Source organism: Pseudomonas allokribbensis, assembly GCF_014863605.1.
In the GTDB taxonomy this organism is placed as follows: domain Bacteria; phylum Pseudomonadota; class Gammaproteobacteria; order Pseudomonadales; family Pseudomonadaceae; genus Aquipseudomonas; species Aquipseudomonas allokribbensis.
Window position 1 is genome coordinate 4,487,128 of the sequence record NZ_CP062252.1, and the last position, 14,627, is coordinate 4,501,754.

The following is a 14,627-nucleotide window of genomic DNA, read 5'->3' on the forward strand; positions in this document are numbered from 1 at the left end:
CTTACGAATAGCGCAACGCGTGCGCCGGCTCGATCTTCGCCGCTCGCCAGGCCGGGTAAACGGTGGCCAGGAAGCTGAGGATGAAGCCCGCCGAGCAGATCAGCAGCACGTCGCCACCCTGCAATTCCGATGGCAGATTGCTGACGAAGTAAACGTCGGAACTGAAGATGTGCTGACCGGAGACTCGCTCGATCCAGCCCACCAATTCAGAGACGTTCAGCGCGGCAATCACGCCGAGCACACCACCAATGATGGTGCCGACAATCCCGATCACCGTGCCCTGCACCATGAAGATCGCCATGATCTGCCGTGGCGTGGCGCCGATGGTACGCAGGATCGCGATGTCCGCGCCCTTGTCGTTCACCACCATGATCAGGGTCGCGATGATATTGAACGCCGCCACCGCGACGATCATCAGCAGCAACAGGCCGATCATGGTTTTTTCCATCTTCATCGCACTGAACAGGCTGCCCTGGGTGTGGGTCCAGTCGTCAGCCTTGAAGTCAGTGCCGAGACCGGTGGCGATGTCCGACGAGACCTTCGGCGCGGCGTACAGGTCTTTCACCGCCAGGCGCACGCTCTGCACCTGATTCGGTTCCCAGTGCTGCATCTGCGCGGCATCGGCGACGTGGATCAGGCCCATGGAACCGTCCAGCTCGGCGCCGACCTTGAACACACCGACCACGTTCAAACGCTGCATGCGCGGGGTAATGCCGCCCGGCGCGGTACTGACTTCCGGCACGATCAGGGTGATCTTGTCGCCGACGTTCAGGCGGAAGCGGCGGGCGGTGATCTCACCCAGCACTACGCCGAATTCGCCCGGTTTCAAGGCGTCGAGACGGCCCTGCACGATGTGCTGCGCAACGATCGACACCTTGCCTTCCTGGGCCGGGTCGACACCGCTGATCTGGATCGGCTGCATCATGCCCTTGTAGGACAGCATGCCTTCCATTTCAGTGAACGGCACGGCGGCGGTCACTTCGGGATTCTTCAGGGCAGCGGCAGCCACCGGTTGCCAGTCATCGATCGGCTTGACGCCAACGATGGTCGCGTGGGGCACCATGCCGAGGATGCGCGAGCTCATTTCGCGCTGGAAGCCGTTCATCACCGACAACACCACGATCATCGCCAGCACGCCGAGGGCGAGACCGATCATCGAGGTCATCGAAATGAACGAAACAAAGCGATTGCGGCGCTTGGCGCGGGTATAGCGCGTGCCGATAAAGATCGATAACGGTCTGAACATTCGCTGGGGCACCGTATAAAAATAAAAGACCCGAGGCCTTTTCAGGCATCGGGTTTCAAGCCGTCAGATAGGGGTCAGGCAACCTTCCTGCAAATGCAGGACGCGGTCCATCTGGCGAGCCAGGTTCATGTCGTGAGTCACTACCAGGAACGCCGTGCGCATCGACGTGCTGAGTTCCAGCATCAAGTCCTGGATGCCTTGTGCGGTGTGGGAGTCGAGGTTGCCGGTTGGCTCGTCGAGCATCACCAGGCCAGGTTTGTTGACCAGTGCACGGGCAATCGCCACACGCTGACGCTCACCGCCGGACAGTTCGGCCGGTTTGTGCTCCAGACGATGGCCCAGACCGACTCGCTCCAGCAACGCGGTGGCGCGCTGACGCGCTTCCGGGATCGGCGTCTTGCCGATCAGCAGCGGCATGCAGACGTTTTCCAGCGCGGTGAATTCCGGCAGCAAGTGGTGAAACTGATAAACGAAGCCCAGCGAGCGGTTACGCAGCAGGCCGCGCTTCTTCTCGCTGAGAGCCGAGAGTTCTTCGCCGTCGAGCCAGACGCTGCCCTTGGTCGGCGTGTCGAGGCCACCCAGCAGGTTGAGCAAGGTACTTTTGCCCGAACCCGAGGTACCGACAATCGCTACACGCTCGCCCGGATGCAACTCCAGTTGCAGACCGGCCAGTACTTCTACCGATTCCGGGCCTTCCTCGTAGGATTTGCCCAGGTTGCGGCAGCTCAAGATTGCTTTTTCACTCATGCCCGACTCACTCATAACGTAGCGCCTCCGCCGGCTGGGTGCGCGCGGCACGCCAGGCTGGATACAGGGTGGCGAGGAAACTCAGGACCAACGCAGCGGCGCAGACCATGATCACATCCTGGCTCTGCACCTGCGACGGCAGGTAATCAATGAAATACACGTCGGCGTTGAGGAATTTATGCCCGATCACGCCTTCGAGGGCCGAAATCGCTGCGCTGACGTTGAGCGCGGCAAAGATCCCGACCACGGCGCCGATGGCCGTACCGACCACACCGATCACCGTGCCTTGCACCATGAACGTGCGCATGATCGTGCCCGGCGTGGCGCCCAGTGTGCGCAGAATGGCGATGTCGCCCTTCTTGTCGTTCACCACCATCACCAGCGTGGAAATGATGTTGAACGCGGCAACCGCGACGATCAGCAGCAACAGCAGGCCGATCATGGCTTTTTCCATGCGGATCGCCTGATACAGATTGCCGTGGGTGCGGGTCCAGTCGCGGGCGTAGTAATGGTCTTCGCCGAGGCGTTGGGCGATGTTCCACGCTTCACGCGGTGCCTGGAACAGGTCGTCGAACTTCAGACGCAGGCCCTGCACCTGATCAGGCTTCCAGCGGTGCATCTTCGCCAGATCCTGCAGGTTGGTCACGCCCAGGTAACCGTCCAGCTCACCGGCGCCGACATGGAAGATGCCGACCACGGTGAAGCGCTTCATGCGCGGGAACATCCCGGCCGGCGTCACGCTGACCTCCGGTGCGACGAAGGTGATCTTGTCACCGATGCCCACGCCGAGCTTGGTCGCGGCCTTGTCGCCGATCACGATGCCGAAGCTGCCCGGCGTCAGGTCGTCGAGTTTGCCCTGCTTCATGAAGTTGTCGATGATCGAGACGTTGCGCTCCAGCGCCGGATCGATGGCATTGAGCAACACCTTGGACACCTGGCCGTTGTTGGTCAGCAGCCCCTGCATCTGGGTGAACGGCGCGACGGCCGCCACCTGCGGGTTCTGCTTGACCTTGGCGGCCAGGCTCGGCCAGTCGCTGATGGCTTCACCGGACTCGATGGTCGCGTGGGGCACCATGCCCAGCACGCGGGTGCGCATCTCATGATCGAAGCCGTTCATCACCGACAACACCACGATCATCACGACCACGCCAAGGGCGAGCCCGATCATCGAAGTCAGGGAAATGAATGACACAAAATGATTGCGACGCTTTGCACGGGTATAACGCGTGCCGATAAATACGAAGAGAGGTCTGAACATGTCGGGGCTTGTTCGGAGGGAAAAGGAACGTCCTTGTGGCGGGGGTCGATAACCAGCTTTACACTCAGACCACCGCCGCTACCATGGGTTCGCCATGTCGACATTAGATGAAGAAGATCGCCGCGAATACTACCGTATCGAGGACACGATCGCACTGGAAATTAGGCCCCTGTCCGCTCCCGAAGCCGCAGGCCAGGAAGTGTTGCAGGATGCTTCCCCGCTGTTCAATCTGCTCAGCGAACTGCACCTGAGCGAATTCGAGTCGCAGCACCTGCTGCGCCAGATCAGTGAACGTGACCGCGCCATCGCCGCGTTCCTGAAATCCCAGAACAAACGCATTGACCTGCTCAGCCAGGTGGTCGCCCTGACCGTGCTCGGCCACATCGGCGAGCCGCAGCCAGTGATCATCTCCGAGGGCGGCATCGACTTTCAGTACCCGACCCCGATCGCCACCGGCGCCCACCTGTCGGTCAAACTGGTGCTGATGCCCCAGGCGCTTGGCCTGTTGCTGCGCGCCCGGGTGACCCATTGCGACCGCAAGGGCGACGGCTACGACATCGGCACCGAGTTCGAACACTTGACCGATGCCCAGCGCCAGTTGCTCGCCCGCTATATCTTGCAAAAGCAGGCACAGGAACGACGTCTGGCCCGCGAACAGAACGAATCAGGCATTTAATTAAGGAAGAACCGTGACCCTTATCTACGGCCACCGCGGCGCCAAGGGCGAAGCACCGGAAAACACCCTGACCAGTTTTCAGGAATGTCTCAAGCACGGCGTACGCCGTTGCGAACTGGACCTGCACCTGTCCAAGGACGGTGAGCTGATGGTCATCCACGACCCGACCCTCAAGCGCACCACCGAGCGCCGTGGCAAGGTGGTCGAGCACTCTGCTGCCGATCTGGTGACCTACGACGCCCGCAAGGGTGGCCCGGGCTGGATCAAGCCGTGTCCGATTCCGACGCTGGAAGCACTGTTCGAGCAATGTGATTTCGATCACTGGCAGCTCGAAGTCAAAAGCGCTTCGCGCACCCGCGCCGCGACCACCGTGCTGGCCATCCGTGAAATGGCGGTCAGGCACGGGCTGCTCGACAAGGTGACGATCACCTCGAGCTCAAGGGAAGTATTGAAAGCTGCGCTGGATCTGGTGCCTGACGTATCGCGCGGCCTGGTGGCCGAATACGCCTGGCTCGACCCGTTGAAGGTCGCTCAGAGTTATGGCTGCGAGATTCTCGCGTTGAACTGGACGCTGTGTACGCCGGAACGCCTGCAGAAGGCGCAGCGTCAGGGGCTGCACGTGTCGGTGTGGACCGTCAACGAGCCTGCGCTGATGCGCAGACTCGCCGACTTCGGCGTTGACAGCCTGATTACAGACTTTCCCGGTTTGGCCACTGCCACCCTTGGGAATAGCTGAAATCGGTCTCCCCGGCCGGCTCAGGCCACCGGCCGGAGCCCGTCAAAAAAGCCGGTTGAGGCCGTCGTACGCCGCTACCCGATAGGCTTCGGCCATGGTCGGGTAGTTGAACGTGGTGTTGACGAAGTACTTCAGGGTATTCAGCTCACCCGGCTGGTTCATGATCGCCTGACCGATGTGCACGATCTCCGATGCCTGATAACCGAAGCAGTGAACGCCCAGCACTTCCAGGGTTTCACGGTGGAACAGGATCTTCAGCATGCCTTGCGGCTCGCCGGCGATCTGCGCACGCGCCATGCTCTTGAAGAACGCCTTGCCCACTTCGTACGGCACTTTGGCCTGGGTCAGTTCCTGCTCGTTCTTGCCGATCGAGCTGATCTCCGGAATGGTGTAGATGCCGGTCGGCACGTCATTCACGAAGCGCCAGCTGCCATTGTCGACGATGCTGCCGGCCGCCGAGCGACCCTGGTCGTGGGCGGCACTGGCCAGGCTCGGCCAGCCGATCACGTCACCGGCACCGTAGATGTTCGGCACACAGGTGCGGTAGGCCTCATCCACTTCGATCTGGCCACGACTGTTGACCTTGACGCCGATGTTTTCCAGACCCAACTGATCGGTGTTGCCGGTCCGGCCGTTGCACCAGAGCAAGGCATCGGCCTTGATCTTCTTGCCGGACTTCAGGTGCAGGATCACGCCGTTGTCCACGCCTTCGACGCGGTCGTAGTCTTCGTTGTGGCGCACGGTGATGTTGTTGTTGCTGAAGTGGTAGCTCAACGCCTGGGAAATTTCCGAGTCGAGGAAGCTCAGCAACTGACCACGGTTGTCCACCAGCTCGACCAGAACACCCAGACCGCTGAAGATCGACGCGTATTCGCAACCGATCACGCCGGCACCGTAAACGATCAGTTTGCGCGGGGTGTGGCCGAGGCTGAGGATGGTGTCGCTATCGTAGATACGCGGGTGGTGGAAATCGATGTCCGCCGGGCGATAAGGACGCGAGCCGGTGGCGATGATGATGTGCTTGGCCACCAGCTTTTCGACCACGCCGTTGGCGCAGACCACTTCGATGGTCTGCTCGTCGGCGAAGCTGCCGGTGCCGAAGAACACGTCGACGCGGTTACGGGCATAGTAGCCGGTACGCGAAGCGACTTGTTTGGAGATGACTTTCTCGGCGCTTTTCAACACGTCCGGGAAGGAGAACCAGCGCGGCTCACCGATCGCACGGAACATCGGATTGGTGTTGAACTGCATGATCTGCCGCACCGAGTGACGCAAGGCCTTGGACGGGATGGTGCCCAGGTGGGTGCAGTTACCGCCGACCTGACGACGGCTGTCGACCATCGCCACCTTGCGCCCTGCTTTGGCGGCGTTCATTGCCGCGCCTTCTCCCGCCGGGCCGGAACCCAATACCACCACGTCGTAGTTGTAGACAGCCATGCGTACTCCTCAGAACAGGCCGCGGTGCCAGCAGCACCGGCGGCTAAATCACGCCGAACGGCGGCGCGAAGGAACAATTGGGGGCCAGTAGAAAACCCGGACACAGTCTATAGAAGCGTCAACGCCGCGCACATTAACCCTTGGTCGCGTCGTAGGCTACTTTTGCCTGCACTACAACGCCAGTTTTCGTACTGTCTTCAGTCAACTTTTGCGCCACTGAGCCGCTCGAAAGCCTGACTGGTGCGGGTGACGAAACCTGTATCGGCACGAATCACAAAGAATGCACCAATGTCGTGTTTTTCGGCATAGTCCCAGGCCCTTTCCGGCCCGAGAATCAGCAACAGTGTCGATAGTCCATCGGCCATCAACGCTGAAGGATGAATTACCGTGACCGACGCCAGATCGTGTAGGACCGGCGCCCCGGTGCGGGCATCGAAGGTGTGGGAATAGCGCCGGCCATCCTGCTGAAAATAGTTGCGGTAGTCGCCGGACGTGGAGAGGCCATAGCCATCGACGTTGATGACGCGCTCCGCCACCTGCTGATCGTCACGGGGTTCTTCCAATGCGATGCGCCATGGCGAGCCATCGAGTTTCTTGCCGGACGCCTTGAGCTCGCCCGTGGCTTCGGCGAGGTAATCATGAATGCCCATGGCATCGAGCCGCGCGGCAATGGTGTCGACCGCATACCCGGCAGCGATGCTGTTGAAATCGACCTCGACCGCCGCGTCCTTGCATAACTGGTCGCCATCGACACGCAGATGCCGGTAGCCCACCCGTTTCTGCACTTCAGCCAGCGCCGCCTCGCTCGGGACTTTTTCCTCACGCCCCTGCGGACCGAATCCCCAGAGATTGAGCAGTGGCTCCACCGTCAGGTCGTAGGAACCTTCGCTTTGTTGCGACAGCTGCTCACCAACCCTGACCAATTCGAGGATCGGCGCCGGCATGGTCTGACAACGGTCGGCGGGCAATGCGTTGAAGCGCGAAATATCGGAGTCCGCGCGGTAGGTGGACATTTGCTGGTCGACGTCGGCGAGGATCTTCTCGACTTCGACGCGGACATCCTGAGGGGCAGGCAGATTGGCGCGGCGCACGTACTTGATCGAATAAGCGCTGCCCATGGTCGGGCCGCCGAAGCTCTCCATCGAGTCGCCGGAGCCGCAGCCGGACAAAACGCCGAGAAGAATCACGAAAACCACCCATCGTCCAGTTAACAATTCTTCATCTCCGAGCAAAACCGAGCCCGCCATTATGACCACAGAGCCCGCTAGCTCCCAAACGGATGCAACGCTTTCATACAAAATCAAAAAAGTGAGTACCTGAACATGTCCTCCACCACGGGCAAAGGCAAAGCGATTTTTCGCGTTGTCAGCGGCAATTTTCTCGAAATGTTCGACTTCATGGTCTATGGCTTCTACGCCGTGGCCATCTCCAAGACCTTCTTCCCCACCGACAGCGCCTTCGCCTCCCTGATGCTCGCACTGGCGACGTTCGGCGCAGGCTTCCTGATGCGTCCATTGGGGGCGATTTTCCTCGGTGCCTACATTGACCGTCACGGCCGTCGCAAAGGCCTGATCATCACCCTCGCACTGATGGCGGCCGGTACGGTGCTGATCGCCTGCGTGCCGGGGTACGCCACCCTCGGTGTTGCCGCGCCGCTGATCGTGCTGTTCGGCCGATTGCTCCAGGGCTTCTCGGCCGGCGTGGAACTGGGCGGTGTGTCGGTGTACCTGTCAGAGATCGCCACGCCTGGCCGCAAGGGTTTCTTCGTCAGTTGGCAGTCCGCCAGCCAGCAAGCGGCGGTGGTATTCGCCGGTCTGCTCGGCGTCGGCCTCAACCACTGGCTGAGCCCGGAACAGATGGGCGACTGGGGCTGGCGTGTGCCGTTCCTGATCGGCTGCATGATCGTTCCGGTGATCTTCGTCATTCGTCGTTCCCTGGAGGAAACGCCGGAATTCCAGGCACGTAAACACCGCCCTACCCTGCAGGAAATCGTCCGCTCGATTGGTCAGAACTTCGGCATTGTCATCGCCGGTATGGCACTGGTGGTCATGACCACCGTGTCGTTTTACCTGATCACCGCCTACACCCCGACCTTCGGCAAGGCGGAACTGCACCTGTCGGACTTCGATGCGTTGCTGGTGACGGTGTGCATCGGACTGTCGAACTTCTTCTGGCTGCCGGTGATGGGCGCACTGTCTGACAAGATCGGTCGCAAACCCCTGCTGCTGGCGGCGACGATTCTGGCAATCCTGACCGCTTACCCGGCGCTGTCGTGGCTGGTGGCGAACCCGAGCTTCAGCCATCTGCTGATCGTCGAGCTGTGGCTGTCGTTCCTGTACGGCTCGTACAACGGCGCGATGGTGGTGGCGCTGACCGAAATCATGCCGGTAGAAGTTCGTACGACCGGCTTCTCGCTGGCCTACAGCCTGGCGACCGCGACCTTCGGTGGATTCACGCCAGCCGCCTGCACTTACCTGATTCATGTGCTGGACAACAAGGCGGCGCCGGGGATCTGGCTGAGCGGCGCAGCGGTGCTGGGGTTGATCGCGACATTGGTGCTGTTCCATGGCAACAAGCACGAACTGCGCACGGCACAAGCGGCTATCCCCAACTGACCTGAATCGCGCACAAACAAAAACGCCCCGACCAAAGTCGGGGCGTTTTCATTTGCAGCTAAGGCTTAGCGCGGGAAGGCTGGCGGGTTTACACCGGCCATGTCTTCCATCACGCGGATCACCTGGCAGCTGTAACCGAACTCGTTGTCGTACCAGACGTACAGAACAACGCGGTTATCCTGGGTGATGGTCGCTTCAGCGTCGACAACACCGGCGTAGCGCGAGCCAACGAAGTCGGTCGAAACCACTTCCTGGGAATTGACGAAGTCGATTTGCTTGTGCAGATCGGAGTGCAGCGCCATGTAGCGCAGGTACTCGTTCATCTCTTCACGGGTAGCGGCTTTCTCAAGGTTCAGGTTGAGAATGGCCATCGACACGTTTGGCGTCGGAACACGGATCGCGTTACCGGTCAGCTTGCCGGCCAGCTCAGGCAGGGCCTTGGCAGCAGCGGTGGCAGCACCGGTCTCGGTGATTACCATGTTCAGCGCGGCGCTACGACCACGGCGATCGCCCTTGTGGAAGTTGTCGATCAGGTTCTGGTCGTTGGTGTACGAGTGAACGGTTTCGACGTGGCCGTTGACGATGCCAAACTTGTCATTCACGGCTTTCAGCACCGGCACGATGGCGTTGGTGGTGCAGGAAGCAGCGGACACGATCTTGTCGTCAGCAGTGATTTCGCTGTGGTTGATACCGTGAACGATGTTCTTCAGCTTGCCTTTGCCAGGCGCGGTCAGAACAACGCGGTCGATACCCGGGCACTGCAAGTGCTGACCCAGGCCATCGGCATCACGCCATACACCGGTGTTGTCCACCAGCAGCGCATCTTTGATGCCGTACTGGGTGTAGTCCACTTCGGTAGGGTTTTTCGCGTAGATAACCTGAATCAGGTTGCCGTTGGCGGTGATGGTGTTGTTTTCTTCGTCGATGGTGATGGTGCCGTTGAACGAACCGTGCACCGAATCGCGACGCAGCAGGCTGGCGCGTTTGGTCAGGTCGTTTTCGGCGCCTTTGCGCACCACGATGGCACGCAGACGCAGGCCGTCGCCGCCACCGGTTTTTTCGATCAGGATGCGCGCCAGCAGACGGCCGATACGACCGAAGCCGTAAAGCACAACGTCAGTGCCTTTGCGGGCCGAAGCGTTCTGCTGGCCAACCACGTCAGCCATTTCTTCACGAACGAATTGCTCGGCGGTACGGCCGTTGCCTTCGTTGCGGAATTTGAACGCCAACTTGCCCAGGTCCACCGAAGCCGCGCCGAGCTTGAGCTCGCTCATGGCCTTCAGCAGAGGGAATGTTTCGTGGACGGAGAGTTCGCTATCGTCGGAAGAACGATGGCGAGCAAAGCGGTGAGCTTTGAGAATCGCGATGACAGACTGGTTGATCAGGCTGCGGCCATAGATCGAGCTCACCACGTTGTTATTGCGGTAGAGCTGACCGATAAGCGGAATCATCGCTTCTGCGAGTGCTTCACGGTCGATCCATTCACCAAGACACTGGTCGGGCTTCTGAGTCACGGGAACCTTCCACATGTAGGGGCAGAAAAAAGGGGCTACATTATGCCGCCGAGAAGCTCTCGTAGCAATGCGCGCTTGTCGCGCAAACGGTAACAAAATTCCGTCCAAAAAAATAACGCTCTCCGCCAGCCCAGTAAAACCGGGGCTTTCAGCGCAGTCAGTTTTTCGACGACTGTTAGACGATGTCTGTAACCCTCCGTAACACCGCCCACTTTCGGCACTACATAATCGTCAAAAAAGTGCTCGTTTTTATGGTTACCACTACATTTCGCTGAAACAGCGCAGATAGACGCAGTCTGCAACTGACAGGCGGCACCGGACGCCGCTACAATTACCGACTTTGTCGCAACGCCTGGAGCTCAACCTTCCGTGCCTGTTCTGCGTCTACCGCTTCTCCCTGCCGCGGCAGGTAAACAGCATTGGGGCAATCTGCCCGGTGCCGCCCTGAGCCTGGCCATTGCCGAGGCTGCCAGCGCTGCCAAGCGCTTCACGTTGCTACTGACCGCCGACAGCCAGAGTGCCGAACGGCTGGAGCAGGAGCTGAGCTTCTTCGCCCCGGATTTGCCCGTTCTGCATTTTCCCGACTGGGAAACCCTGCCCTACGACCTGTTCTCGCCGCACCAGGACATCATCTCCCAGCGCATCGCCAGCCTTTATAGACTGCCGGAACTGGAACATGGCGTGCTGGTGGTGCCGATCACCACGGCCCTGCATCGTCTGGCGCCGACCAAGTTCCTGCTCGGCAGCAGCCTGGTGCTGGATGTCGGGCAGAAGCTCGACGTCGAGCAAATGCGCTCGCGGCTCGAAGCCAGCGGCTATCGCTACGTCGACACGGTTTACGAACACGGCGAATTCACCGTACGCGGTGCACTGATCGACCTGTTCCCGATGGGCAGCAAACTGCCGTATCGCATCGATCTGTTCGACGACGAAATCGAAACCTTGCGCACCTTCGACCCGGAAAACCAGCGCTCCATCGACAAGGTCGATTCGGTCAAACTGCTGCCGGCCAAGGAGTTCCCGCTGCAGAAGGATGCGGTCACCCGCTTCAAGGCGCGCTTTCGCGAGCGTTTCGACGTCGACTTCCGACGCTGCCCGATCTTCCAGGATCTGAGCAGCGGCATTACGCCGGCCGGTATCGAGTACTACCTGCCGCTGTTCTTCGAAGAGACCTCGACCCTGTTCGACTACCTGCCCCAAGACACCCAGGTGTTCTCGCTGCCGGGCATCGAGCAAGCGGCGGAAAACTTCTGGAACGACGTGCGCAACCGGTATGAAGAACGCCGCGTCGATCCATCGCGTCCTTTATTGCCGCCAGCCGAACTGTTCCTGCCGGTAGAAGACTGCTTTGCCCGCCTGAAGAACTGGCCGCGAGTGGTTGCCAGTCAACAGGACGTGGAAACCGGTGCCGGCCGCGAACGCTTCCCGGCGCAGGCCTTGCCGAATCTGGCGATCGAAGCCAAGGCCACGCAACCGCTGGCCGCGCTTTCCGCCTTCCTCGACGAATTCCCGGGGCGCGTGCTGTTCACCGCCGAATCCGCCGGCCGTCGCGAAGTGCTGCTGGAATTGCTGGAACGCTTGAAGCTGCGCCCGAAAACCGTCGACAGCTGGCCGGACTTCGTCGCGAGCAAGGATCGCCTGGCGATCACCATCGCCCCGCTCGACGAAGGCCTGATGCTGGATGACCCGGCGCTGGCACTGGTCGCGGAAAGTCCGCTGTTCGGCCAACGCGTGATGCAGCGTCGCCGCCGCGAAAAACGCGCCGACGCCAACAACGACGCGGTGATCAAGAACCTCACCGAGCTGCGCGAAGGTGCGCCGGTGGTGCACATCGACCACGGTGTCGGTCGCTATCTCGGCCTGACGATTCTGGAAATCGACAATCAGGCCGCAGAATTCCTGACCCTCGAATACGCCGAGAACGCCAAGCTCTACGTGCCGGTGGCCAACCTGCATTTGATCGCCCGTTACACCGGCAGCGATGATGCACTGGCGCCGCTGCACCGCCTCGGCTCCGAGACCTGGCAGAAGGCCAAGCGCAAGGCTGCCGAGCAAGTCCGCGACGTGGCTGCCGAACTGCTCGACATCTATGCCCGTCGTGCTGCCCGCGAGGGTTACGCGTTTGCCGATCCGAAAGCCGACTACGCAACCTTCAGCGCCGGTTTCCCGTTCGAGGAAACCCCGGACCAGCAGTCCACCATCGAAGCCGTGCGCGAAGACATGCTCGCGCCGAAACCGATGGATCGACTGGTCTGCGGCGACGTCGGTTTCGGCAAGACCGAAGTGGCCATGCGCGCCGCGTTCATCGCCGTGCACGGCGGCAAGCAAGTGGCGATCCTGGTGCCGACCACCCTGCTCGCCCAGCAGCACTACAACAGCTTCCGCGACCGCTTCGCCGACTGGCCGGTGACCGTGGAAGTGATGAGCCGCTTCAAGTCGACCAAGGAAGTGAACGCTGCGGTGGCCGAGCTGGCCGAAGGCAACATCGACATCGTCATCGGCACCCACAAGCTGCTGCAGGATGATGTCAAGATCAAAAACCTCGGGCTGGTGATCATCGACGAAGAACACCGTTTCGGCGTCCGTCAAAAAGAACAGCTCAAGGCCCTGCGCAGCGAAGTCGATATCCTCACGCTGACCGCCACGCCGATTCCGCGCACGCTGAACATGGCGGTGTCGGGCATGCGCGATCTGTCGATTATCGCCACACCGCCGGCGCGACGCCTGTCGGTGCGCACCTTCGTCATGGAGCAGAACAAGAGCACGGTCAAAGAAGCCTTGCTGCGTGAGCTGCTGCGCGGCGGCCAAGTCTATTACCTGCACAACGATGTGAAGACCATCGAGAAATGCGCCGCCGAACTGGCCGAACTGGTGCCGGAAGCGCGAATCGGCATCGGCCACGGGCAGATGCGCGAACGCGAACTCGAGCAGGTGATGAGCGACTTCTACCACAAGCGCTTCAACGTGCTGATCGCCTCGACCATCATCGAGACCGGCATCGACGTGCCGAGCGCCAACACCATCATCATCGAGCGCGCCGACAAGTTCGGCCTGGCGCAGCTGCACCAGTTGCGCGGGCGTGTTGGCCGCAGTCACCACCAGGCTTACGCCTACCTGCTGACTCCGCCACGCCAGCAGATCACCGGTGATGCGGAAAAGCGCCTGGAGGCGATTGCCAATACTCAGGATCTGGGCGCGGGCTTCGTGCTCGCGACCAACGACCTGGAAATCCGTGGCGCCGGCGAACTGCTGGGCGACGGACAGAGCGGGCAGATTCAGGCGGTCGGCTTCACGCTGTACATGGAAATGCTCGAGCGCGCGGTGAAATCGATCCGCAAGGGCGAACAGCCGAACCTCGATCAACCGCTCGGCGGCGGTCCGGAAGTCAACCTGCGGGTGCCGGCGCTGATCCCGGAAGATTACCTGCCGGACGTGCATGCACGCTTGATCCTCTACAAACGCATCGCTTCGGCCACCGACGAGGAAGGCCTGAAGGATCTGCAAGTGGAGATGATCGACCGCTTCGGCCTGCTGCCGGAACCGACCAAAAATCTGGTGCGCATCACGGCGCTGAAATTGCAGGCTGAACAGCTGGGCATCAAGAAAGTCGATGGCGGCCCGCAAGGCGGACGCATCGAGTTCGCGGCGCAGACGCCGGTCGATCCGATGACCCTGATCAAACTGATCCAGAGTCAGCCAAAACGCTACAAATTCGAAGGCGCCACCATGTTCAAGTTCCAGGTGCCGATGGAGCGCCCGGAAGAGCGCTTTAATACTGTGGAGGCGCTGTTCGAGCGCCTCATCCCGAAAACTGCTTGAAGGACGCCGCATGCGCCTGTTTCGCTCTCTGACTTTGCTACTGACTCTGGTAGCACCCTCGGTGTTTGCCGACGACCTGTATCAGGTCGAAATGATTCTGGTGCGCCAGAACGCCGTGCCGGCCATCGTCAGCCGTGCCGCACCCGAAGACTGGGCCGCAGGCGCCCAACGCCTGGGTGATGACAGCAAGCGCACCACAGCGCTGAACGACGTCGCCACCAAACTCACCGCCAGCGGCGAGTACAGCGTGCTGATGCACAAAGCCTGGCAGCAGACACTGGGCGAGACGCCGGCGAAGGTCGCGGTCAGCGAAGGTCAGGAGCAGTTCGGCCAGTTCCCCATCGAGGGCACGATCGAAATGAAGCTCGGGCGCTTCACCGACGTGAACGCCGACTTCTGGGTCAACCAGATCGACGCCAACGGCATGGTCACCGCCAGCGAACGCCTGAAACAGGAAAGCCACACCAAAAACGGCCAGCTCAACTACCTGGACAACGGCCACCTGGCCCTGCTGATCAAGATCACTTCACTGACGGCGCCTGCGCCTCGGGAAGCGCCTGAAGTCGTACCGGACTGATT

The 14,627-nt window shown here is 60.8% G+C and carries 11 protein-coding genes; 5 read left to right on the plus strand and 6 right to left on the minus strand.

Annotated elements, in window-relative coordinates:
• Position 1: 1 nt before the first annotated feature.
• From IF199_RS20465 to IF199_RS20475, 3 genes are all read right to left on the minus strand, one after another.
• On the minus strand, positions 2-1,246 hold the full coding sequence (locus tag IF199_RS20465) for a lipoprotein-releasing ABC transporter permease subunit (protein WP_096822078.1): 1,245 nt from the start codon (positions 1,244-1,246) through the stop codon (positions 2-4).
• Positions 1,247-1,309: 63 nt separating this feature from the next.
• Positions 1,310-1,993, minus strand: coding sequence for a lipoprotein-releasing ABC transporter ATP-binding protein LolD (lolD, locus tag IF199_RS20470; protein ID WP_169844077.1), 684 nt, complete (start codon positions 1,991-1,993; stop codon positions 1,310-1,312).
• 7 nt (positions 1,994-2,000) lie between these two features.
• Positions 2,001-3,251: a lipoprotein-releasing ABC transporter permease subunit gene (locus IF199_RS20475; RefSeq protein ID WP_096822079.1), complete on the minus strand. Its 1,251-nt coding sequence runs from the start codon at positions 3,249-3,251 to the stop codon at positions 2,001-2,003.
• Positions 3,252-3,345: 94 nt separating this feature from the next.
• On the opposite strand from IF199_RS20475, the gene IF199_RS20480 reads away from it, so the two are divergent.
• Positions 3,346-3,927 carry a PilZ domain-containing protein gene (locus tag IF199_RS20480; RefSeq protein WP_096822080.1) on the plus strand — a complete coding sequence of 194 codons (582 nt, stop codon included), beginning with the start codon at positions 3,346-3,348 and terminating at the stop codon, positions 3,925-3,927.
• A 13-nt stretch (positions 3,928-3,940) separates the two neighbouring features.
• Positions 3,941-4,663: a glycerophosphodiester phosphodiesterase gene (locus tag IF199_RS20485; RefSeq protein WP_096822081.1), complete on the plus strand. Its 723-nt coding sequence runs from the start codon at positions 3,941-3,943 to the stop codon at positions 4,661-4,663.
• Between the two features lie 42 nt (positions 4,664-4,705).
• On the opposite strand, the gene sthA is transcribed toward IF199_RS20485, so the two are convergent.
• Positions 4,706-6,100, minus strand: coding sequence for a Si-specific NAD(P)(+) transhydrogenase (sthA, locus tag IF199_RS20490; protein ID WP_007984277.1), 1,395 nt, complete (start codon positions 6,098-6,100; stop codon positions 4,706-4,708).
• A 197-nt stretch (positions 6,101-6,297) separates the two neighbouring features.
• Positions 6,298-7,347 (minus strand): FAD:protein FMN transferase, encoded by a 1,050-nt coding sequence (locus IF199_RS20495; RefSeq protein WP_192560988.1) that lies wholly within the window; start codon positions 7,345-7,347, stop codon positions 6,298-6,300.
• A gap of 75 nt (positions 7,348-7,422) precedes the next feature.
• On the opposite strand from IF199_RS20495, the gene tcuC reads away from it, so the two are divergent.
• Complete coding sequence (tcuC, locus tag IF199_RS20500; protein ID WP_096822083.1) at positions 7,423-8,715, plus strand: MFS transporter; 1,293 nt, start codon at positions 7,423-7,425, stop codon at positions 8,713-8,715.
• Between the two features lie 65 nt (positions 8,716-8,780).
• On the opposite strand, the gene IF199_RS20505 is transcribed toward tcuC, so the two are convergent.
• Entirely contained in the window at positions 8,781-10,244 is a 1,464-nt protein-coding gene (locus IF199_RS20505) for a glyceraldehyde-3-phosphate dehydrogenase (RefSeq protein ID WP_192558566.1), read from the minus strand.
• Between the two features lie 354 nt (positions 10,245-10,598).
• On the opposite strand from IF199_RS20505, the gene mfd reads away from it, so the two are divergent.
• Both mfd and IF199_RS20515 read left to right on the plus strand, forming a co-directional pair.
• Positions 10,599-14,048 (plus strand): transcription-repair coupling factor, encoded by a 3,450-nt coding sequence (gene mfd / locus IF199_RS20510; protein WP_102621842.1) that lies wholly within the window; start codon positions 10,599-10,601, stop codon positions 14,046-14,048.
• A 10-nt stretch (positions 14,049-14,058) separates the two neighbouring features.
• On the plus strand, positions 14,059-14,625 hold the full coding sequence (locus IF199_RS20515) for a CsiV family protein (RefSeq protein WP_096822086.1): 567 nt from the start codon (positions 14,059-14,061) through the stop codon (positions 14,623-14,625).
• The last annotated feature ends 2 nt before the right edge of the window (positions 14,626-14,627 follow it).

Bases quoted from the DNA above. Each gene is read 5' to 3' on its own strand.
- IF199_RS20465 (WP_096822078.1), bottom strand. From the start codon at position 1,246: ATGTTCAGACCGTTATCGATCTTTATCGGCACGCGCTATACCCGCGCC.
- lolD (WP_169844077.1), bottom strand. From the start codon at position 1,993: ATGAGTGAAAAAGCAATCTTGAGCTGCCGCAACCTGGGCAAATCCTAC.
- IF199_RS20475 (WP_096822079.1), bottom strand. From the start codon at position 3,251: ATGTTCAGACCTCTCTTCGTATTTATCGGCACGCGTTATACCCGTGCA.
- IF199_RS20480 (WP_096822080.1), top strand. From the start codon at position 3,346: ATGTCGACATTAGATGAAGAAGATCGCCGCGAATACTACCGTATCGAG.
- sthA (WP_007984277.1), bottom strand. From the start codon at position 6,100: ATGGCTGTCTACAACTACGACGTGGTGGTATTGGGTTCCGGCCCGGCG.
- IF199_RS20495 (WP_192560988.1), bottom strand. From the start codon at position 7,347: ATGGCGGGCTCGGTTTTGCTCGGAGATGAAGAATTGTTAACTGGACGA.
- tcuC (WP_096822083.1), top strand. From the start codon at position 7,423: ATGTCCTCCACCACGGGCAAAGGCAAAGCGATTTTTCGCGTTGTCAGC.
- IF199_RS20505 (WP_192558566.1), bottom strand. From the start codon at position 10,244: ATGTGGAAGGTTCCCGTGACTCAGAAGCCCGACCAGTGTCTTGGTGAA.
- IF199_RS20515 (WP_096822086.1), top strand. From the start codon at position 14,059: ATGCGCCTGTTTCGCTCTCTGACTTTGCTACTGACTCTGGTAGCACCC.